Below are 21,710 nucleotides of genomic sequence, written 5' to 3'. Positions count from 1 at the left end.
GGAGGGGGCTGGAACTACATACCAACCAGATCAGGAAATGGGTTGGTGCAAAAGTATCTTATCCATACTCTGCTTAATGTTTATAAGCAGCATTCATCTATCTAACTACCCTTGGGACTTCAGCTGTAAGATTCAGCTACTTCTGGATAAATAAAACATCAGAGCATTCAGCACCAGCCCGTGGTCTATGGACCCGCTTTTGATGCGCTCCAGAATCTGCTGCTCCGATTCCAACATACATTCAATATCTTCCATATCATCAAAACTTGGCTCCGATACACGCACGGCATCCTCAACCAGTATGGTGTGACAGTAATTGCGCTGAATAGCCGGGTTAGGACAGACCCGACCTATGAGTTGGGGATTTCTGCCTGCAAAGCCTGTTTCTTCAAGCAACTCCCGGCATCCAGCTTCTATTGGATGCTCATCCGGTTCCATCATTCCGCCCGGGATTTCAAGCTCCATACGCTTGGAGCCGTAACGGTATTGGCGAATCAGAAGGATTTCTTTTTCAGGTGTAAGCGCAACTACATTTACCCAATCTGGAAAATCAAACAGGTAGAGATCTTTCTTTTTGCCGCTTCTTTTACAAACAACCGGCCCCGCCTTTACCGTTACAACCGGTGTTTCCAACACTGTACGATCCGGATGGATTTCCCAGCCGTTTTCAATTTCCAGCTCCTGCTCAGACTTCTTCATTGCTCTCCTTTGCCCTCTTTATTTTGCCGACGCACTTCCAGTAAAAGACCCTATACCTCACTTTCGCTCGCGTCAACATCTCAGAGCTGCAATACAACAGCAGCATAGATACCTTACAGCTGCAGTCCGCTAATTCCATCAATAAACATCTGAACAGAAAGCATGAGCAGCAACATTCCCATAAGCCTCTCCAACGCCTCCAAACCTTTCTCTTTTAGAACCCTGAGCAACAAAGGTGCAAAGAGCAACACCACAGCGGATACGCCCCAGGCAAGCAGGAGCGCCAGCAAAATTTCAAGAATATGAGCATTGCTGGACTTGGTCAACACCAGAAGTGTGGCCAGAGCTGACGGCCCTGCAATCATCGGAATAGCAATCGGTACCACAAACGGGTCTCCATTGGTGCCGTAAATATTGGTACCCGAAGCCGGTGGAAAAATCATTTTAATGCCGATAATAAGAAAAATTACGCCACCTGCAATGGTCACCGCCTCAGTCTGCAGATGAAATATCTTAAGAAACTGATTCCCTGAGAAGAGAAAACCCAGCAGGATGACAAGCCCATAAAGCATCTCACGAGCAATCACTCTGCGAACTCTCTGCTTTGGTACAGATTTCAACACAGAGAGCATTACCGGTACATTGCCGAACGGATCTATAACAAAAAAAAGCAGGGTTGCAGTTGAGAGAATTGAAAAGCTCACTTCCATTGTATTCCTGAACAGTTAAGTATGATTACTATTGGCAATACATCTGCAGCGGCAAAAATCCGGACACTGTTGGAACGAGTGCACCACTCGCTCGTCAATCAGGCCAGAATCTCCATACCAGGATCCCAAAGGCAGGATACAACTCTGCATAGCCGCATCAACATCTCTTGTTAGTAACGGGTGAACCGTTACGACAGCGCAGTTATGTCTGTGGCCTATTGCCATCAACCAGAGACTACTCTGATTGCTATTTATTGTGTGAGGTGATGAGGTACGTCACCAACCACCACCCAGCTGATGAGGAAGGAGATGAGCACGCAAAAGCGATTCCAATGAGAACTCAAACAGCCGGTGTGGTAATCGGTCTCTGTGTGCTAAAGTGAGAGTGACACAGAGTTGTGGTGGCTTGTTACTGCCCAGGCGGGAGCCGGCAGCTCGTATTGCATCTGGTGCCAGACATAGCCGCCAAAATCAGACGAAGACGGCCCACCATAGCTAAAACCAAGTGCAGTATAGAAATCAACCAGATCGTCTTTACAGAGCAGGATGATCTTTTGTTTTTCTTTTCTTCCAGATACTTCAATCATTTTTTCCATGAGCTTTCTGGCAATACCGTTACCACGATATCCCGGGTCGACCGCCAGGGAGAACACGATACCGTTTTTGCCATTGCGCACATGACCAATGAGGTATTTCAACTCTTCGTCGGTGATGTCATCTTTATGTGTTGCTCCGCAGTTGATCATACCAACGATTTCGCTGCCGGCTTCTGCAACATAAAACCCGTCCGGATATACTTCGATACGCCTTTCGATGAAGTCTGGCGGTGCCACTTCCATAGGCTGATAGCAACGCTCTTCAAGAGCTACACATGCCTGTAAATCTCTTCGCTCAACTCTTCGTATTCGTATTTCACTCATATCCGTACCTGTTATCGCCTAAATGTTTTCAGGATTTTGTGGTTCCTCATTTAATCCTTGCCACGTTACAGGAGAGCAGTTAATAAGTAAAATATATATAAACAATCCACCTAATAAGTTTGAGTTATGCAACACGACCTGAATCGCCTTCGAATTTTCTACTATATTTACACACATAACAGCGTCAGCGAGGCAGCAAGAGAGATGAACCTCTCCCAGCCTGCAGTCAGTCAACATCTTCAAAAACTGGAAAGAGAATTGAAGGTGCAGCTATTTACGCGCATACACAAAAAACTGGTCCCCACCGCTGCAGGCCACAAACTCTTCACCACAATCCAGCCATTTTTATCCGACCTGCCCGACATTCTCCAGGGCCTGCGTCACCCTGCCGATACACCCTATGGATTGCTGCGAATCGGTGTGCCATATGAATTTGGCCGCGCATACATGCCTGAGATCTGTTTTTCGTTTAGACAGAAGTACCCAGACGTACGCTTTTCCATCCGCCTTGGAGAACCGGTACCTCTATTGAATCTGCTGCGGGAGGGGGAGATAGATTTTGCGGTGATCGATCTGGCCCTGACCACCATGCAGATGACCGGAGGACCCGATTTTTACAATATCATTCCGTTAATCGATGAAGAGCTCACCTTGATCTGCTCCAAACACTATTACGACAGGAAGATTGAGGGAAATCATTCATACCAGCATCTGATTGAACAGGATTTTATCTCTGACGAACACGATGATCTCTTTTTAAAGCATTGGTTTCTACACCACTTCGGCAAATCCAATATTCATCTCAACGTGGTGCTGATGGTTGAGAGTCATCAGGCGAATCTCAGATGCGTCAAGCTGGGGATGGGGATGGCGGCAACCTCATCGCATCTTGTCTGGCGCGAGATTACTGGGGGCAAAATAGTGCAGATTAACAGCCCTACTCCCAACGCCATCAACACCATCTCCCTGGTCGAATTGCAGGACCGGATACCCACCATCACTGAAAAAACATTCCTTACCCATATCAAGCAAACCATGCTGGAAGATTCAATGATAAAGAGGTTCCGGATTAATGCCGATCCTACCGTTGCAGACAGTTTCGACAGTGCTGATTCTTTCCCGGATCTACCTTAACCTGAACTTCCAATGAAATATTTTGTCACAACAGAGAAATCATCCTGAACTTTAAGGTATTGCCATAATTCAGAATCTCTACTTTGAGGACAAAATAAGCACCGAAGGTGCCCCGAATGCATTACCGCCGGGGCACAAACCAGCCAGGGTCACTTTCTTCAGCATCCTGACAGCAAACAGGCAAGACCTTCAACTGAATAATCTCTGATTCTGAAGACTACCAATGCCTGCCGCATAAAGCCTCGGACCTGACGCCGCCTGAACGGATCATGAACTCGGCCTGATACGAGCTCCTACATTATCTCTATTTGCACCCGACTCTCATGAAACGTCGGTCCCTCTCCAATATCGGTCACTTTCTGTGAGGTGAGATCGTTGATCCCTGTACCGCTGGAATCGGTTTGCCAGAAAATACCTGGCGCTACCAATAACCCACGCTGGGTGGCATCCGTTACCACGGCAACACGCTCTGCCTTACCGCGAAAGTTGCTCAACCTGACGCAATCGCCTTCCTTGATATCGTATTCAGCAGCATCTTCAGGATGAATCAAGACCTCACCGTTTTTCCCTGGATAGCGCTCGCCAAAAGTGGAGTTCAGTAGATCCATGTGCGGTGGGGTGATCAGGGCAAACGGGAATCTGCTGCAGAGATCTTTATCGGCAAACTCAGCCGCTTTCAAAACACAGGGGATTGACGGGATACCAGGTTCGCCTGCTGCCGCGAATTTGTAGCTGTAATTCCAGCACTCTTTCACCGACTGGCCTAAACGCCTGCGAGTAGAGGTTATCCAGCCGCTAAATTTTTCTCTCTGGTAGCTGAAATCTGCCGGCAGACCTTCTATGGTCGCGATGTACGAGGCGAGGCGATCTTCCTCGCTCTGCAAAAACGGCTCATCGGTAAACCTAAGTTTTTGAGCCAACTCCTGGAACAACTGAAAATTACTCTTCGCCTCACCCAGGGCGGGAACAACAGGGTTCACTACACCAAGCTGGAAATGGCCATAGCCTGTGTAGAGATCTCGATTTTCCAGAAAAGTCGTGGCTGGCAGCAGCAGGTCGGCATATCGTGCAGTGGGCGTCATTACCTGCTCGTGCACTACCGTGAAGAGATCTTCACGCAGTAGCCCCTGCCTGACTGTTGAGCCATCCGGCGCCACACTTAAGGGGTTGCAGCTATAGACCATAAACAGGCGAATGGGGTCTTTCAAAGTGGTGAGTGCATGGCCAAGGTGGGCCATATTGATAAAACGAGTCGGTTTCTCGAGTAGCTCAGGAAAACGGACCCTGGCACTATCACCTGAAAATGCTTTACTCGAGTACAACAGCCCCTGCCCAGGTTGACCAGACAACAACCCCAGCGCCGCTGCAAGAGCCGTGATAGCACGAACGCTCATGCCGCCGCGGCTATTGCGGCTCAGACCTATACCAATTCTGATAAATGTAGCCGGATTATCTTGAAGCAGCGTGGCGATTCGTTCAATTTCCTGCTGCGGCAGACCACTTTGCTCACAAAACTCCTGCCATGGTGTCGCCTGCAGATACGCAGCAAGTTGCTCAAAATCCGTGGTCTGCTCATCAATCATCTGCTGGTCGAGCAAATCTCTTTCCAGAAGAGACTTTATGGCGCCAAGCGCCAGTGCACCGTCACCACCAGGCAATACCTGCAGATACTCATCTGCAGACTGGGCGGTTTCGTTACGGTACGGGTCGATCACCAGCAGTTTAGCCCCATTCGCCCGAGCTTTACTGATGTATTGCCAGAAGTGAACATTAGTGACTTTTACGTTGATGCCCCAGGCCACTATCAGCTTTGAGTCTTCAGCCACCTCTGGCGGGCTGCCGGGCACTTTGTCGAGATGCATACTCCACCCGGCACCGGCGGCCGCAGAGCAAATTGTTTCTATAATTCTGCTGGTGCCGAGCTTATGGTACAAGGCATGACCGGCGTTGCAGTTCAAGTGCCCCATATTGCCTGCATACTGATATGGCAGAATAGCCTCCCCGCCATACGTGTCACGCACATGACTCAGTTTGTCGGCAAGTAGTTTCAGCGCTTCATCCCAACTGATTCGGGCAAATTTCCCCTGGCCCTTTTTACCCACTCGAACCTGGGGATACAGTATTCGATCTTCAGAGTAGACACGCTGGTGATATGAGCGCATTTTACGGCAGAGAAAACCATTTGTGTACGGGTGATCAGGATCTCCGTTCAGTGAGGTGATCACTCCGTTTTCAACTTTCGCTACCATGCCGCAACTGTCCGGACAATCAAGAGGACAGACTGTTTTTTTCAGCTCAACCATATTCACATTTTCTGACTGCATGGAACTCTCGTCTGCTCGGGTTATATTCGGAATTAATTGACCAGAAATATCTGCAGATCACAGACATTGGTGTTGGTTGGCCCGGTAATGTATAATCCGTTAATTGCGGAATAGAAATTATAGGCGTCGTTATCACGTAAATATGCCGCAATATCGAGTTGCAACTCCTGACATTTTTGAACCAGCCCAAGGCTGGCATAACCACCGGCGGCGTCTGTCGGCCCATCGTTGCCATCGGTTGCAGCTGAAAGGAACGAAACTCCCTCATACAAGGCTGGTTCCTGCTGCATAAGCTTAAGAACATGAAGCGCCAATTGCTGGTTTCTACCGCCTTTCCCTTTGCCAGTAAGGACAACCACCGGCTCCCCGCCTGAGATAATACAAAGCGGTGGTTCTCCGAGCATTGCGTATTGGTTCGTATCGGCAACGATTGCTGTAAGCATTTTCGCCACCTCACCCGTGTCGCCGGTAATTCTGGAAGTGAGGCGCACTACCCGGTAGCCGAGCTTTTCAGCCTCTATGGCTGCCGCCTCAAGAGCCGTTCGATTGGTACCCATCAACACATTGCTGGTGAGATCAAGCGCCGGTGCTTCCGGCTTAAGCGACTCCTCTACTTTACCGGCGGCTCCAAGCTCAAGATAACGGCAAACGTTAACCGGAATTCGCTTATGCAAATCATACTTTTCGATGATTGCTAAAGCATCGCTAAATGTCGTGACATCGGCCGCGGTAAGCCCTGAGGCAATGCTGCTTAAATCATCTCCCACTACATCGGAGAGGATAAAGTTGATGGAGCGCGCCGGGGCAATTGCCGCCAGCAGCCTGCCACCCTTGATAGCGGATAGATGCTTTCGGACACAGTTGATTTCGGTAATATCGGCACCGCAGGAAAGTAGCGTCTGGGTGGTCTGCTGTTTATCAGAGAGGGTCAGTTGAATTGCATCTTCTCCCTGATAAAAACCAGGCAATGGAAGAAGAGCCGAACCTCCGCCTGAGATGAGAGTGATAACCAGGCTGCTCTCTTTCGCCCGTTCAGCCAACCGGAGTAGCTCGGCCGCCGCTTTTACCCCTTGCTCATCAGGCACCGGATGAGCTGCTTCGATCATTCTCACCCGGCTCAACTGCTCTGTATGTCCATACTTTACCACCACCAGACCGTCACTGATTCGCGGCCCAAGAATCTCCTCCAGAGCTAAAGCCATGGGGGCGGTAGCTTTACCCGCCCCGAGAACAAGCACTTCGGAGAACTGATCGAGATCCAGCACGGCCTCTTTGCCATCCAGATTATAGCGGAGTAACGAGCCGTCCATAGTGACATGATCCCGCATCATCTTGTAGGGCGAGACACGGTCAAGTGCCGCCTTGAAAATCTGGTCCAGCTGTTCTTTCTGCGTCCGGCGTAACTTCGTATCAACCATAGACAAACTCAGACAATAATTCAGGTTTCAATTTTTCCCGCAACCGTGCTTTACCATCAGCTTGACGACAGTCCGGCGTGTCGGGTCTAGAGTAATTCAGCGTCTGAAAACTGTACACTCTGACCCGGAAAATGTATAGAAGAGAAAGCGCGCTTGGTCTATTACTGGTTGAATCCCGGATGATTGACCTAAATCTCAGATTGTTGCCAGCACGGAATTGATTGAATCGGATGAAAGTCAGAGTGCTTTTCGTTTCAGGTCGAAAAAGGTCACCCTGCGGATTAAGAGATTTTTCCGCAGAATCTTCGTCACAAGCCATGGGCGGTAGATTCTTACAGCCACCCGGCCTTTTTGTTTCGATCTCCGAAAAACTTTCTTGATGAGAAATCCAGGCTAGAGAGCTGAAAGCTGTTCAACAGTTTTTCTGGCAGCGGATACAACAGGGTCGCCCAGCCTCTTTTCCTGTTCCCGCTCGCTGATGAGGTGTTTAAGCGTTTCAGAAACTCTGATAGTTGGGTACCCTCTCAAAGCTTCACAAATTGCGATCAGCAGGTGATCTCTGCTCCATTGCTCTATGGTATCGCGTGTTTCCAATAAGCGGATAAGCGTGTGCTCAATCTGTGGAGTATTGAGTTGAGATAGAATTTCGACCAAACGGGTCTTTAGACGATCATGGCAGGTCGTGAGCGCATCAATCAACAAGTCGACTCTCTGCTCCTCCAAACCGCAGATAATATCAATGACCTGCTGCTGCACTCGAAGGTCTGGATATTTCAAAAAAGGCAACACCAGTTCCAGATGTTTACTGCAATCAAAATGGGAAATTACCTTAAGAGCGTTGCGCACCATATACCATGATGCGCCCTCCCCCAGTTGTTCAAGCAATTTGACTGCTAGCCCCTCCCCCAGTTGCGACAGGATTTCAATTAAGGCCAACCGCCGTTTTTTATCTGGGGATTGATACAGCTCATTGATAAGCATTGAAGCCCCGCCATTCGCAAAGTACTTTACCAGGAAGACGGATTCAGAATCAGGCTGCCCCTCATTTATCACTTTTAAATTGATTTTTTGGTCGAGGAATCTACCAAGAAGAGCATTGTTCAGCCGACCAATAAGCGCCTGTACCGCAGGAGGCCGTTCAAGCTGTCCGTTGCTTATCTTCTGCAGCAACTCAAGCCAGACTGTGAACTGGGCAAACATTCCCCTGGCCAGGAGTTTCTCAGGAATTATCGGCAACAGCGAACAAACGTGCTCTGAACAGCAGAGCAGCTCACGCTCCAGATGCAACCAGCGCAGAAAAATCCATGAGAGAGCCTGCAACAGCTCGTCATCTGCTTCCTCAATAGCGTTGCCAAGAAAAACAGTCAGGACGAAAAGGGCTTTCTCACGATACTCCGCGGTAGGGCAAACACAAACATCGCCGAGTGTTTGCAGGAGATAATGGCTGAATTCATTATAGCCGGCCCGATAAAGCTGCAACTGGTATTGAGGAAGGTTTTCTATCCACTCCTCATCATGCAGCGTATCATAATGTTTTTCGGCAAGTGCGAGCAAGTTGACCTGAAACCTGAGCAGGTCTTCAGGGCGTCCCGGAAACTGTAGTTCAACTGTATTACTGGTGTTTTGCATTCCGTATTTCACAGGTAACTGTAATGCTGAAAAGCTTTTTCGTAATAAAAACTACCAAGAGAACCTACCTCTCAATATGTATCGATACCAAAATAAACAACCAGCTTGAAGTTGGGTTAAGGAGCCTGTCGGGCTATGATCTTTCACCGCGTTACCAGTGGGCCCAGGTTCGGAGTCCTGATAATAAAGCGTAATAGTTTTTTCTTTCAGGCCACCCTCGGCAAGCATTGTACTCAAAAGAGAAGATCGAGGGAATGCTTCCCAATATTGGGATTTCGAATATAGCCTCTCAATTCGACGGAGCGCTCATCAGAATTCCGGGCTAGTTACGGTAAGCGTTGCGTTTGGATTCAGGAAACATAGTAAAAACGGGCCACCACTTGAGAGAATGATCAAAACGTACCACAAAGCCTTGCTCATCCATACGCCCCACATTGCCTTCCAGTTCAACGGACAGATCACTACCATCCCTGTGCATGGTTACTCTGACCCGCACCTGCTCGCCATAAATCAGAAAATCGTCGCTGTTCTCATCGGTGTAAAGATAAAGACTCTGTAACCCTATATCGCGCATCTGCCCCTGCACAATACGGTGATCAAGCGTTTCCACCTGGACCTCGGCATTACAGCTTAACCTGCAACGCTCTCGTTCATCTTCCACCACAGCCAAATGATCAAGTAACCCCATAATCGTTTTCCCTAGCGAAATGGGTGAAATTTACTTCCAAATATATTTCAACTAAATACACGCCCTTTCCTTCCTCGGGCTATCCGAATTGCTAGCAGACAATATACCTTTCTTATCTCACAATTAGGTAACAGAACGAGATGAAAAAAGAATATTTTCTTAATATTTTCAGAAAGCTATTTAAACCTCTGAAGTTCGGGAAATGAGCCGAAACATACCTAACACACGTATTACTTCATAACGAAATGAATGACAACATGTTTTTAAACGATATGAAGGATATACTGGACTTTGTACAATGAAGCATTCAGCTCACATTGGGTAATGACTTCAACGTGATTTTTCAACTATTCGTTAGCAGCCGGGGAAGTACTCGACCTGCGTTAAGGGAAGTCTGCCTGGCGATTTCATCTTTACCCTCGCTTCGCAATTCAGCTAGGCAATCCAATATCTCAGGTAGATATTCAGGTAAGTTGTTTTCACCACGGTGGCTCATGGGGGGGATATCCGGTGCGTCGGTTTCGAGTACCAGTGCTTTCAAGGGCAACTCGGTGGCCAACCTGCGAATCTTCAGTGCCCGGTCATAGGTGACTGTACCGCATATACCAAGAGTAAAGCCAAGCTTGATAAAATGACAGGCCTGCTGATAACTGCCACTGAACGCATGGACAATTCCACCATTGTCGAAACGTTTGCGCCTGAGCGTAGCCAGTACCTGATCATGGGCTTTTCGTATGTGCAACAGCAAGGGCAGGTTGTAGGTTTTGGCTATATCAACCTGGGCTTCAAAAAGCTCCTGCTGCATTTTGTGATCGAGATTTTTCACAAAGTAATCCAGACCTACCTCGCCGATTGCAACACAATGCCCATTTCCTGCCAGAGCTTTCAATTTTACCAGATCAGCTCTCTGGTGCTGATGCAGATACATAGGATGCAGACCCGGTGCGACATGGAGTTGGCTATGGGACTTGCCCAGCATGAACATCCGCGACCAACCACTGCGTACAACCCCGGCCAAAACGAAATCTGTTACCCCAACATCTTCGGCACCCCTGATTACAGTCTCATAGTCTGGAAAATGTCGTTCAATATCAAGGTGGCAATGGGTATCGACAAGTTTCACGCAGTTCTCCCTCCAGCCAGCAGCTGCTTGCTGTAATGACTCTCTATGATTCGGTAGTGCAAATTATAGCCCTGGCTGCACAGACTACCAACCCGCAGCCAGGATGGACAAGGAAAAGATAAGAAAAGTGAGGCGTTGAGGAAAGAAGAAATGTGTTATAAGGCCACAGACGGTCTTCGATATGTAACAACCTGCCACCCACGGCACACCTACCGGTACCTGGCTGCTTTCATGATCTCCAGAGCTTCATCATGCAATTTGCCACAGAGGCTGGCCTTAACAGGATCAGCATGGAATGGTCCCAAGCTTTCCAGCGTCGGAATGAGAGCCACTTGAGAATTTACAGGATACTCCATTGCCACATGCATCAGAAGCTCCTGCGCTTCCTTGCCGGAGAGCCATTCAAGCAGCTTTATCGCTTCTTCTCTGTGTTTTGTCCAGCGCGTCAAACCCGCACCGCTGATATTCACGTGTACGCCACTGGATTCCTGATTCGGCCAGAAAATAGCCAGTGGCAACTCGGGCCATTTATTTATCATTTTGGCAAAACAACAGGAATTCGCCATGGTAACATCACCAATACCGGCAGCAATCGCCTCCAGGGCCGTCGTGTCCGTGCTGAAGGGGGTTACCACTTGATTTTCCACCCACCCGGAAACAATTTCCCCGGTCTTACGGCTACCATGCTGAGCTATAAGGGAAGCCACCAGGGACTGACTGTATATTGCTTTTGATGAACAGAGCACCAGCCTTCCCTGCCAGTAATCATCAGCCAATCCTTCATAACTTCGAAGCTTTTGAGCTGCATCGGTTGAGGTGTTGTACACAATGACACTTGCTCGAAGCGATAGCCCGAACCAGGTATTATCCTGACCCTGGTATTGGTCTGGGATATTCTTTTCCAGGATCACGGAATCCAACGGTTGCAGCAAACCAGCCTCATCCGCCAGCCAGAGATATCCAGCATCTACCGTGTAATAGATATCTGCCGGCGAATTTTCCCCTTCTTCTTTCAGCCGCTCAAGCATATTTCCAGCTTTGCTGGCAATAAAAATCAATCGGACTCCGGTCTTGGCAGAATATTCCTCAAACAACGGCTCCATCTGTCGCCACTTTCGCGAAGAATAGACAACCAGCTTTTTTTCTGCAGTGAAAACCGGAGCCGGCATCATGAAGATAGAAATGAGAAGGGCCACCAGAAGCCTTGAGGACATTTTCGCACCTGCTGGTATACGTGGTCCAAACTGTGAGCAGTTTACGTAATACAGCGAAAATTACGAACACAGCTGAGAATTTCAAAAGAGTTGCTCTTTCTCAAATTCGACAAAATGTTTATGGAGAATCCGGACTAGCATAATCCATAGATAATTCATGCCATTAGGCATAATTTAATGGTAGTTGGCTTCTTGGTGGCTGTCAAATTCTGAGTTACATGAAAAGTTCAAAAATACACAGGCCTGACTCATGAGTAATCCGGTCATTACATGAATAGTCAAACAACTGTTTTTTCAGATTACCCCTAACACCTTACTCCCCACACCTCACTTCTTGAAGCTGAGCGTTCGTGGTAATCAGAACGCCTTTTCAATTATATTCCCGAACGGTACCTTTTGAAGCTTACCTCTTTACTCACAAAATGTTAGGCTGATAGATCTTCGTTTCTTAATGCAAGTGGAATCAACCTGGGCATACCCCATCAAGGACAACCATGAACAGCACAGCAGTCACTGAAAATTACATCCTTTCCGGCAATAAGACATATTGCAACTACTGCCCCGGTTACTGCTGTTATAGCCTGGAAGGTTCGACACTATTACTGGACTCGGACGATATCAACCGTCTGGCCAGACATTTCAGGATCAGCGACGGTCAAACACGCAATCTCTATATAAAGGAGAATAACACCTTTAAAACCAGACCTGATGGCTCGTGTATTTTCTTGAGCGACGACAAGATGTGCTCCCGATGCACCATCCACCAGGCCAGACCAAGGCAGTGCAGGGAGTTCCCATATCACTCCCCATGCCCCTACCTTGAGCGTGAAGATCTGCTGCAGCAAATCCAACCAAGGGTGGAACAAGCACTGTCAGCCGGCAAGAACAATTCCTGACAATGTTAAGATCTGGTCCCTCCACCCATTTTCTCCACCACACTCTTTACTTTATCTTCCATCGTCTGGGGCCTGTCGACCCTGGTCCCGAGTTTTATGGTGGTGGTGATTCTGGGTGCGCCCATCTCGTGGATCTTCTCATGGCATTTTTTCACAACAGCCATGACATCATCCCACTCCCCCTCGATATTGGTACCGTAGGCATGCAGACTTGATTTTAGTCCTGCCTTCTGGATTATCTCTTCGCAGGCAACGACATATTGTGATACAGAAACGCCGACTCCAAGGGGAACTACGCACAGATCAAGAATTACCTTCATTTTCCACTCCCGTCTTCTTCTATCATTGACCCCTCATATGGGTGATTACTTAAATCCTGAAAATTACAGAAAATTGTCTGGTTTCGAGTCTACACATCAAGCGTAAAGGTTCAGTACTCAACCCAGAGCCCCGCACCGCAAAAAATATGAGCCGGGTGAACTCCCCGAACAGTGAAAAGCCGACCAGAATGACAATCTTAACATTCCGGTGTGTTAATGATTTAACCGGAACGATTTCATAAAATTTTCAGGCTGACAATATAATTGAAAAATACCATATGGCGTGTACTGCTCCAACCACTTCAGCTAACATAAAACCAGAAGCTCTCATAAACAAATACTCTTAAAAGCACTCATCAGCCTAAAAAGTATATATGCCAGCCTATTACAGTGCATCCTGCAAAGAAGTCCTAAAACTCCTCAAGACCGACTCAGGCGGTTTAAGCCAGGCTGAGGCTGAAGACCGGTTGAACCTCTTTGGCCCAAACAGCCTTAAACCGCCTCCACCCATTTCCGCCTGGAAAATACTATTCAATCAATTCTCCAACTTTATTATCTACCTGCTCCTATTTGCCGTACTTTTTTCAATTATTATTGGTGAATACGGTGACTCCCTGGTGATACTCGCCATTCTTGTTTTGAACGGCATAATAGGTTTTTTTCAAGAATACAACGCCAACCGCTCTCTGGAAGCGTTGAAACGGATGGCAACCATTCAGGCCGCGGTTCTGCGCGACGGCAAACTCAAACATGTCACAGCCGAGCAACTGGTCTGTGGCGATATACTGCATCTTGAGCACGGTGATAAAATTCCAGCCGATGCAAGATTGCTCAATGTGGTTGAACTCCAGCTTGATGAATCTCCCCTTACCGGCGAAAGCATGCCGGTAAGGAAACAGACCGCCCCTATCTCCGGTCAACCGGGCCCTGCCGACCAGACCAATATGGTTTTTTCCTCGACCTCTGTTGTCGAAGGACGTGGTCTTGCTGTAGTTACCGCCTGCGGGCAAGAAACAGAAATCGGCAAGATTTCGACTATGATTTCTGAAGCAAAAGAGGAAAAGACACCACTACAGCGTCGCCTCGATCGCTTCGGAAGAAACATAGGCATGGTCATTATCGGCATTTGCCTGCTGGTCTTCCTGCTGCTCATGTCCCGCCTGAGGATCGACGGTGAACCGCTCACCAACCCCATCTTTCTGCAATTTGCTTTCATCTCCATCAGCCTTGCTGTAGCTGCTGTGCCCACAGCATTGCCAGCCGTTGTTACCATTGCACTCTCTATAGGAACCCGCCGACTACTCAAAAAAAATATGCTGGTTCGAAGACTTACCTCCGTTGAAACCCTTGGCAGCTGTGACGTAATCTGCTCGGACAAAACAGGGACACTCACTCGAAATCAAATGACAGTCAGAGAGGGTTGGTGCCTCGGTACATCCGTCGATTTTGATCAGGATGATGGTATTCATGCCATCAAAAAAAGCGAACAGCTCAATTTGCTTTTTACGGCAGGAGTCGCCTGTAACAACAGTCTGGCCAATTTACGCTCAGACTCCGGTGGTAATCCCACCGAACTCGCCCTGCTGAGGGCTGCGGATAAAGCGGGCATAACGTTCGAAGGAATGCGCCTGGCTGAGCGCCCTTTCAATTCACGAAGAAAATGTATGAGTGTGGCTGTTGAGTCCGAGAACCGCAGCCTGCTCTACTCCAAAGGTGCCCCAGAGCAAATGTTGAATCGTTGTACCCATGCAGTCATTCAGGATTCGTCCCCAGCGATGAAACGAATTCCGCTCTCTGAGACTGAGAGAAATGATATCAGCGATACGTATCACCGGTTCGGAGCGCAGGCAATGCGGGTGATCGCCTTTGCTTATCGCGAGATTTCAGACAACGAGGATTTTGATGAATTAGCCGAAGAGGGGCTTACCTTCATAGGCCTGCAGGCTATGATCGACCCTCCCAGGGAAGGAGTTGTCAGCGCCATCGAAAAAGCCAAGCTCGCCCATATTCGGGTAATCATGATCACCGGAGACCACAGGGAAACGGCGAACGCGATCGCCAAGCAGACCGGGATCGAGGGAGAATGCGTAACTGGTGCTGAGATAGATGCGATGAACGACATAGATCTGGCGGTAACACTCGATACAACGAATATTTTTGCCAGGGTCGTACCCGAGCATAAACAGCGGATTGTCAGTGGTCTCCAGGATAAAGGCCATATCGTCGCCATGACTGGTGACGGGGTGAATGATGCCCCTGCCCTGAAAAAAGCAGATATTGGTATCGCTATCGGCAGCGGCACCGATGTTGCCCACGAAGCTGCCGACTTTGTGCTGCTCGACGATTCTTTTATCAGCATAGTAGCCGGCATAGAAGAAGGCAGAGGTATTTATGAAAATATCCAGAAGTCTATCATGCTGTTACTTTCAGGCAACCTGATGGAGGTGCTGGTTATCTTTCTCGCCGTGCTGCTTGGTTTTAACCTGCCGCTCACCGCCCTGCTTCTGCTCTGGATCAATCTCATTACCGATGGTGCCCCTGCTCTCGCCTACAGTGTAGACCCCTACGGTACCGCTATAATGCAGAGACCTCCTATTCCACCTGGTGAAGGGATTCTTCCCAGGACAAAGCTACGCCTTCTTGTATCTCTGGGTAGCATAGGAGCCTTGATCAGCCTTGTTCTTTTTCAGCTTACCGGTGGAGGTGGTAATGAAGTGGCCGATATTCAACGCGGCCAGACTGTTGTCTTCAGCTATATAGTGCTCTTTGAAATGATACTGGTTTTCATCCTTCGAAGAAGTTATCAGGTGCCCCTATTGAGTAACCACTGGCTCTGGATCGCGGTTGTGTTTTCTCTTGCAACCCAGATCTTCATTCTCTACACCCCGGCCCGTTTCGTTTTTCATGTTACTGCCCTTGAGATACAAGAAATCTGCTACCTGCTGCTGGCCACATTCGTTTTCATGATCCCCGCTCTTATCATTACCAGGGCCAAACCAAACTGAATAAATACCTCCCTTATTTTTTTTCATATGCAAATCAGCTGTGCCAGTTGCTGGAGTACCCTGCAACTCTGATTTTCGTGTCGAAATAGACCCTGTAATTCCCACATTCTTTAGCAGCCAGCCCCTATTTTTACGAAATCCTCAAAATCACAGGCCGACACCGGCACCGTTCAAATATTGGCCTTGAAGGAATAACCCACCTTTTAGTTGGGCCAGCGGGCAGAAAATTCTACGTTTCTCGCACCACCATTGAAATTCTGCTGTTCAATTACAACCATATTCGTTATAGTTTCCAGCTTACTTATTGGAGCGTCCTTATATATTAAACAGGATAATTTCAGTATCCCCGGTTTTAACACTGCATTATTGTGTCTGCGCAGACGGCCTGATTACACAATCTTATGCCCGCTGCTTATAATTACAGCTTTTGAACACAGCATTCATATTACATCCAGCCGTGCGGCCTTGAAGGAGCAACGATGAAAGAACTTTACAACTCGGACCAGGAAATACACTCCCTGATAAAGCAGGAAGAACTGCGCCAGGCAGCGAAAATTCGTCTTATCGCCTCAGAGAACTATGTGTCTCTTCCAGTGATGCAGGCTACCGGTTCTGTTCTCACCAATAAATATTCCGAGGGGTATGCAGGAAAGCGCTATTATGAAGGGCAGCAGCTTATCGACCAGATAGAACTGCTTGCCATCGAGCGTGTCAAAGAACTATTCGGGGCAGAGCATGTCAACGTTCAGCCATACTCCGGTTCCCCTGCCAACCTGGCTGTTTACCTTGCATTTCTCAATGCGGGAGACACCATTCTCGGCATGGCTCTTCCACACGGCGGCCACCTTACTCATGGCTCCCACGTCAGCATCTCTGGAAAGTACTTCGACGCACACCATTACAGCCTCGACAAGGAAACCGGACTGTTGAACTACGATACTATCCGTGAGACAGCCTTGGCCTGCAAACCGAAGTTGCTGATTGCCGGGCACTCTGCCTACCCGCGTATCCCTGACTTCAAGATCTTCCGCGAAATCGCAGACGAAGTTGGTGCGATCCTGCTGGTGGATATGGCCCATTTTGCTGGTCTGGTTGCCGGTGGCGCTCATCCTTCGCCAGTGCCCTATGCAGACGTTGTAACCACCACAACCCACAAATCACTGCGTGGTCCGCGCGGCGCCATGATTCTCTGCAAAGAAAAGCATGCTGCAGCGATCGACAAAGCCGTTTTCCCTGGAATTCAGGGTGGACCGCACGACAGTACTACTGCGGCAATCGCCGTTGCCATGAAAGAAGCCTCAAGCGATGCGTTCAAGAGTTACGCAGCCCAGGTTGTAAAAAATGCCCGGGTCCTGGCAGACAATCTCATATCCAACGGTTTCCAGCTTGTGACCGGCGGAACCGATAATCACCTGATGCTAGTGGACCTGACCAACAAAGGCGTTCCTGGAAAGAAGGCCGCTAAAGCTTTGGATGCGGCAGGAATCGTATTGAACTACAACGCGGTACCTTTCGATCCTCGTAAACCGTTCGACCCCTCCGGAATCCGCATCGGTGCTTGCGCTGTCACATCCCGCGGTTTTACTGAGAAAGAAATGGTTTTCATCGGTGAGAAAATCAATTCCGTCATAAATGATGTGGAAAACGTAGAATTGCAGAAAAAAATTGCCTCAGAGGTCAAGGAGCTTTGCGGCAACTTCCCGGCACCTGGCCTGGAGCACCTCGCGTAATCCCGCCCAGCCGGAAAAAGTAATAAGCCAGGGGGATGTTTCTTCGGAAACATCCCCTTTTTTTGTTTTTCTTCTCCTCTGATGATTTCAGACGGTCAAACTCCGATTTCATTACACCTGCTCTGCACTCAATCAGAACCCCTGAAAGCCGTATCTCAATTTTAATATAATATCATTTACGTAACCTATTCAGCGTATCAGGGGACATTGATTTTTTTCCGCAATGCTGAATATCGCGCGCTCCCATCAGATAATCAGGACAACTCAAAAAACCGAGCCATTTTCAAAAAATCGTTTATATTCTTCTGCCCCTGTGATGTGTTTTACACTCTCAAAATTCGGCCTTAGCATGGCTGCCAAATTGCACTCCCCCCTTCTCCCGGCAGATGGAGAAGATCAACCTCATATTGCAACCCAAACCCCATGATCAGCTTGCGTCCATCACTTAGAGCCAACATCTATTATCTTTACCTGATCAAACTTTCTAAATGGTTTATGCTGATCATGCCTATTGTCGCTCTCTACTACTCCGACAACGGGCTGGACGAATTCGACATCTACCTGCTGCAGGCGATCTACTCCATCAGCGTCGCAATAATGGAGATACCCTCAGGGTATATGGGCGATGTCATAGGCCGTAAGAAATCCCTCATCCTTGGAGCCATCCTCGGCACATTGGGGTTTATGCTCTATGCCGTCTCAGGAACATTCAGCCAGTTCCTGGTGGCTGAGATCATTCTGGGCCTTGGCGGCAGCTTTATCTCCGGCTCAGACTCAGCCCTGCTATATGATTCGTTAAAAGACTCCGAAGAAGAACATCTCTACCTGAGGTACGAAGGCAGGATCACCGCGCTAGGCAATTTAGCAGAGACACTGGCCGCCATCTGCGGTGGTTTGATTGCCGCTTTTCTCAGCTACCGTGCAGTATATGGCGCGCAGGCAATCATTGCAGCCATAGCCATTCCGGCCTCGCTGATGCTGGTTGAGCCGAAGCGAGCGATTTTAACAGATCGCCCCGGCTTAAAGCAGATTCTCACAATCTGCCACCAGTCACTGTTTGTAAACCTGAAACTTTGTTCAACTATTCTGCTCTCTTCAATTATCGGCACCTGCACCCTGTGCATGGCCTGGACTGCCCAGGTCTATTTCGTCGAAAGGGGTCTCAATGAAGTGAGCATTACCCCAATCTGGGTAGTTCTCAACCTTATGGTCGCCCTGGTTTCCGCCTTCGCCTACAAAGTTCGGGATACTTTTGGCCCAAAACTGGTCGTGATCTCCATAGTCATTTACATCCCTGTTGGCTATATCCTGCTTGGAGCCTTACCTCTCGCAGCTGGATTGTTTTCATTACTTCTATTTTATGCAGTACGCGGGTATGCAACGCCGCTGTTGAAAGATCTCACCAACTATTACTGTGCATCGGATATACGTGCGACGGTGCTTTCCATACGCAGCCTGATCATACGCACCGGTTTCAGCATACTCGGTCCATTAATCGGCTATGGGGCACGCCACTCAAGCCTTTCCACTACCCTTGTTATGACGGGCCTGTTACTCCTCATATTGTCCATTGGCGCCTGCTTCTTTTTCTTTCACCAGATACCGGGAGGAGATCCGGAAAAAGCACACACGTAACAGATTATATGGTATATTTATTGAATCAGAAAAAATAATTCTTCTTTGCATTGACAACAATGGCAACAGAACATCCCATAGACAGCCCTGCAAAAACCGCATTGGCATGCACCACTAAATGTCACATTCTGGTTGTTGATGATGAACCTATTAATCAGCAGATCATGGGGGCTATGCTGAATCGATTTGGCTGCACTGTTAAAAATGCAGCCAATGGGCAGCTTGCTCTGGCCGCTGCTTCATCGGAAAATTTCGATCTCATCTTTATGGACATCCAGATGCCGGTGATGGATGGAATTGAAGCCACCCGGCAATTACGCACCAACAGGGCGTACGCCAAAAATGCCGTTACCCCGATTGTTGCCCTCAGTGCCTATGCCATAGCTGGTGATAATTCAAGATGGCTTGATGCCGGAATGAATGACCACCTGGCAAAACCAGTTACCCTTGATTCTCTCCAGCACATTCTCGAAGTGCACCTCAAAAAATAATTCGGTTTGTCCTGGTGTGCACCTATAACTTCTCTTTTTTAGAAAGCGGTTCCTTTCCTGACTTCTGATGTCATCAGAATGCCTAACCAGCACGCTATCAGCCAACACTTTGCGCTTCTTTTGCTTTTCAGCAAAAAATAACTACCATTCACCTGCTACATAAAATACAATATTGCCGGTTAAGGTTTGAAAATTACCTCATATTTTTGAACACCTTATTTGCAACCGTCTCGCGCGTATGATCCATAGCGATTGTCTTTCAGCCAAGGTGAATCATCCCATTTTTTTCACCAAATATTTTGACACAAGTAATATAACGTATTACTTTGATTAAGCATTAAATTAAATACTATTGCTTTATAAAATTATTACTCTTTGAGCTAATATGACACGTACACATCTTACAGTCCTGGCCATATCCTTATTGAGCCTCAGTGTCACAACGACAAATAGTATTTCTGCCGTTGCCACATACGGGCAGGGGGAAGAGAGCGCAAGAGAACGGGCTCTCCAGATCACCGGGAAATGGACTCTGGCCGATGCAGTTGACTTTGCCCTGGCAAACAACCCTGCTCCCAAAATAGCTAAAGACAGCACAACAGCGCGTGCTTCCGAGGTCGATGCCGCAAATTCTGCTTTTTTCCCGTCACTTACCCTGGCTTCAGAGTATAGCCAGACTGATAGACCAATGTACTCTTTTGGCAACATTCTCAACCAGGGTGCCTTTGACGACTCCATTGATTTCAATAATCCAGGCAGAACTGATGCCCTGGTACTTGAAGCACAAATCGACTACCCCATCTATGACGGCGGCAAGAGGCGTGCACGTGTCGATCAGGCACAGGCTGCAGAAGTAGCAGCCCTTCACCATCAAGAGGATGTAGAGCAAAACCTGGCATTTGAGGTGATACAGAGTTTTCACCGAATAGTGCAGGCCGGAGAGATGGTTACGGTGCGAAAAGCTGAGATCAACGCCATAACCGCTTCACTCCAGGTGGGCCAGGCGCGATTCGAGGCGGGCGCTTTATTGCGGGAAGATCTGCTCAACCTGGAACTGCAGAAGGAACGTGCAACGGAAAACCATATCCGGAGCATCCATAACCAACGGTTGGCAAAAACACGATTCTGGAACCTGCTTGGCTTTGAAAGCACTCCCCCAGACATTATGCCCGAGCATGTCACTGTTCAAAGCATTCCCAAGTCGATCACCCCTGAAAACCGGCGGGAATTGAAGTTGATGGAGGCCAGAATCCGCCAAGGTGAAGCAGTACTGCAACATGCCAAGGGAGATAGCCTGCCAACCATAGACAGTTTTGGTCAATACCAGTTTGAGCACGGCACAATACTTGGCGAATCTGGTGATTCCTGGCTTGCCGGTGTGCGATTGGAATACAGCCTGTACAACGGCAATCGTACAGAAGCTATGGTTGCCGCAGCAAAAGCTGGACTCGCTGGCTTAAAGAGGGAACATGAACAGTTACGCCTTGCCATAAGCCTTGATATCCAACAGGCGGAAATTCAATACCAGCAGTCACTCGAGCGACTTCAGGTCACCCAAAAGATGGTACAGGTAGCTGAAAAGAGCTCTGAATTAAGCCGGGCCCGTTTCCAGGAGGGACTCATTCTCGTCAGCGATCTGATAGATTTTGAAATGCGCCTCACCGACGCCAAGGCACGCAGAGCCTCCGCCCGTGCAGATAACCAGATAGCCATCGCCAACCTGCGCCGGGCCGTCGGCATCGATCAATTTCCAGTAACAAACTCTCTGTAAGGA

The 21,710-nt window shown here is 48.4% G+C and carries 17 protein-coding genes; 7 read left to right on the top strand and 10 right to left on the bottom strand.

Translation table 11 applies throughout. The annotated features are described in order from the left end of the window. Window positions 1-132: 132 nt before the first annotated feature. From ACN5NT_RS08160 to ACN5NT_RS08150, 3 genes are all read right to left on the bottom strand, one after another. On the bottom strand, window positions 133-699 hold the full coding sequence (locus ACN5NT_RS08160) for an NUDIX hydrolase (RefSeq protein ID WP_136797832.1): 567 nt from the start codon (window positions 697-699) through the stop codon (window positions 133-135). Between the two features lie 113 nt (window positions 700-812). After that, window positions 813-1,409: a MarC family protein gene (locus ACN5NT_RS08155; protein ID WP_419175096.1), complete on the bottom strand. Its 597-nt coding sequence runs from the start codon at window positions 1,407-1,409 to the stop codon at window positions 813-815. 374 nt (window positions 1,410-1,783) lie between these two features. Beyond that, window positions 1,784-2,329, bottom strand: coding sequence for a GNAT family N-acetyltransferase (locus ACN5NT_RS08150; RefSeq protein WP_419175095.1), 546 nt, complete (start codon window positions 2,327-2,329; stop codon window positions 1,784-1,786). 126 nt (window positions 2,330-2,455) lie between these two features. On the opposite strand from ACN5NT_RS08150, the gene ACN5NT_RS08145 reads away from it, so the two are divergent. Beyond that, window positions 2,456-3,463, top strand: a complete 1,008-nt coding sequence (locus ACN5NT_RS08145; RefSeq protein ID WP_419175094.1) for a LysR family transcriptional regulator — start codon at window positions 2,456-2,458, stop codon at window positions 3,461-3,463. A 293-nt stretch (window positions 3,464-3,756) separates the two neighbouring features. On the opposite strand, the gene ACN5NT_RS08140 is transcribed toward ACN5NT_RS08145, so the two are convergent. The 6 genes from ACN5NT_RS08140 to ACN5NT_RS08115 form a co-directional block, all read right to left on the bottom strand. Continuing rightward, on the bottom strand, window positions 3,757-5,787 hold the full coding sequence (locus tag ACN5NT_RS08140; RefSeq protein WP_419175093.1) for a molybdopterin-containing oxidoreductase family protein: 2,031 nt from the start codon (window positions 5,785-5,787) through the stop codon (window positions 3,757-3,759). A gap of 32 nt (window positions 5,788-5,819) precedes the next feature. Further along, window positions 5,820-7,205 carry a glycerate kinase type-2 family protein gene (locus tag ACN5NT_RS08135; RefSeq protein ID WP_419175092.1) on the bottom strand — a complete coding sequence of 462 codons (1,386 nt, stop codon included), beginning with the start codon at window positions 7,203-7,205 and terminating at the stop codon, window positions 5,820-5,822. A gap of 393 nt (window positions 7,206-7,598) precedes the next feature. Beyond that, the gene (locus tag ACN5NT_RS08130) at window positions 7,599-8,834 is read right to left on the bottom strand and encodes a HEAT repeat domain-containing protein (RefSeq protein ID WP_419175091.1); all 1,236 of its coding nucleotides are present in this window, start codon (window positions 8,832-8,834) and stop codon (window positions 7,599-7,601) included. A gap of 322 nt (window positions 8,835-9,156) precedes the next feature. Continuing rightward, a complete protein-coding gene (locus tag ACN5NT_RS08125; RefSeq protein ID WP_136797839.1) occupies window positions 9,157-9,522 on the bottom strand; it encodes a hypothetical protein in 366 nt (121 codons plus the stop codon). Window positions 9,523-9,865: 343 nt separating this feature from the next. Continuing rightward, a complete protein-coding gene (locus tag ACN5NT_RS08120) occupies window positions 9,866-10,645 on the bottom strand; it encodes a TatD family hydrolase (protein WP_136797840.1) in 780 nt (259 codons plus the stop codon). A gap of 209 nt (window positions 10,646-10,854) precedes the next feature. Next, window positions 10,855-11,859 (bottom strand): extracellular solute-binding protein, encoded by a 1,005-nt coding sequence (locus tag ACN5NT_RS08115; RefSeq protein WP_419175090.1) that lies wholly within the window; start codon window positions 11,857-11,859, stop codon window positions 10,855-10,857. A gap of 494 nt (window positions 11,860-12,353) precedes the next feature. Here ACN5NT_RS08115 and ACN5NT_RS08110 point away from each other — a divergent pair, with 494 nt between their 5' ends. Then, the gene (locus ACN5NT_RS08110; RefSeq protein ID WP_419175089.1) at window positions 12,354-12,755 is read left to right on the top strand and encodes a YkgJ family cysteine cluster protein; all 402 of its coding nucleotides are present in this window, start codon (window positions 12,354-12,356) and stop codon (window positions 12,753-12,755) included. 5 nt (window positions 12,756-12,760) lie between these two features. Here the strand turns inward: ACN5NT_RS08110 and ACN5NT_RS08105 are convergent, their stop codons facing one another. Then, window positions 12,761-13,075 carry an MTH1187 family thiamine-binding protein gene (locus ACN5NT_RS08105; protein WP_136797843.1) on the bottom strand — a complete coding sequence of 105 codons (315 nt, stop codon included), beginning with the start codon at window positions 13,073-13,075 and terminating at the stop codon, window positions 12,761-12,763. Window positions 13,076-13,449: 374 nt separating this feature from the next. Here ACN5NT_RS08105 and ACN5NT_RS08100 point away from each other — a divergent pair, with 374 nt between their 5' ends. The 5 genes from ACN5NT_RS08100 (at window position 13,450) to ACN5NT_RS08080 (ending at window position 21,707) form a co-directional block, all read left to right on the top strand. Then, window positions 13,450-16,080 carry a cation-translocating P-type ATPase gene (locus ACN5NT_RS08100; RefSeq protein ID WP_419175088.1) on the top strand — a complete coding sequence of 877 codons (2,631 nt, stop codon included), beginning with the start codon at window positions 13,450-13,452 and terminating at the stop codon, window positions 16,078-16,080. A 479-nt stretch (window positions 16,081-16,559) separates the two neighbouring features. Beyond that, a complete protein-coding gene (glyA, locus tag ACN5NT_RS08095) occupies window positions 16,560-17,810 on the top strand; it encodes a serine hydroxymethyltransferase (protein ID WP_419175087.1) in 1,251 nt (416 codons plus the stop codon). 423 nt (window positions 17,811-18,233) lie between these two features. Beyond that, a complete protein-coding gene (locus tag ACN5NT_RS08090; RefSeq protein WP_136797846.1) occupies window positions 18,234-19,445 on the top strand; it encodes an MFS transporter in 1,212 nt (403 codons plus the stop codon). Window positions 19,446-19,504: 59 nt separating this feature from the next. Further along, window positions 19,505-19,936, top strand: coding sequence for a response regulator (locus ACN5NT_RS08085; protein WP_419175086.1), 432 nt, complete (start codon window positions 19,505-19,507; stop codon window positions 19,934-19,936). A 385-nt stretch (window positions 19,937-20,321) separates the two neighbouring features. After that, entirely contained in the window at window positions 20,322-21,707 is a 1,386-nt protein-coding gene (locus ACN5NT_RS08080; protein ID WP_419175085.1) for a TolC family protein, read from the top strand. The last annotated feature ends 3 nt before the right edge of the window (window positions 21,708-21,710 follow it).

The sequence above is a fragment of the Desulfosediminicola sp. genome (genome assembly GCF_048381775.1).
Classification (GTDB): domain Bacteria; phylum Desulfobacterota; class Desulfobulbia; order Desulfobulbales; family Desulfocapsaceae; genus Desulfopila; species Desulfopila ganghwensis.
The sequence above is the reverse complement of the archived record's forward strand: the minus strand, read 5'-3'. Positions and strand labels throughout refer to the sequence as shown.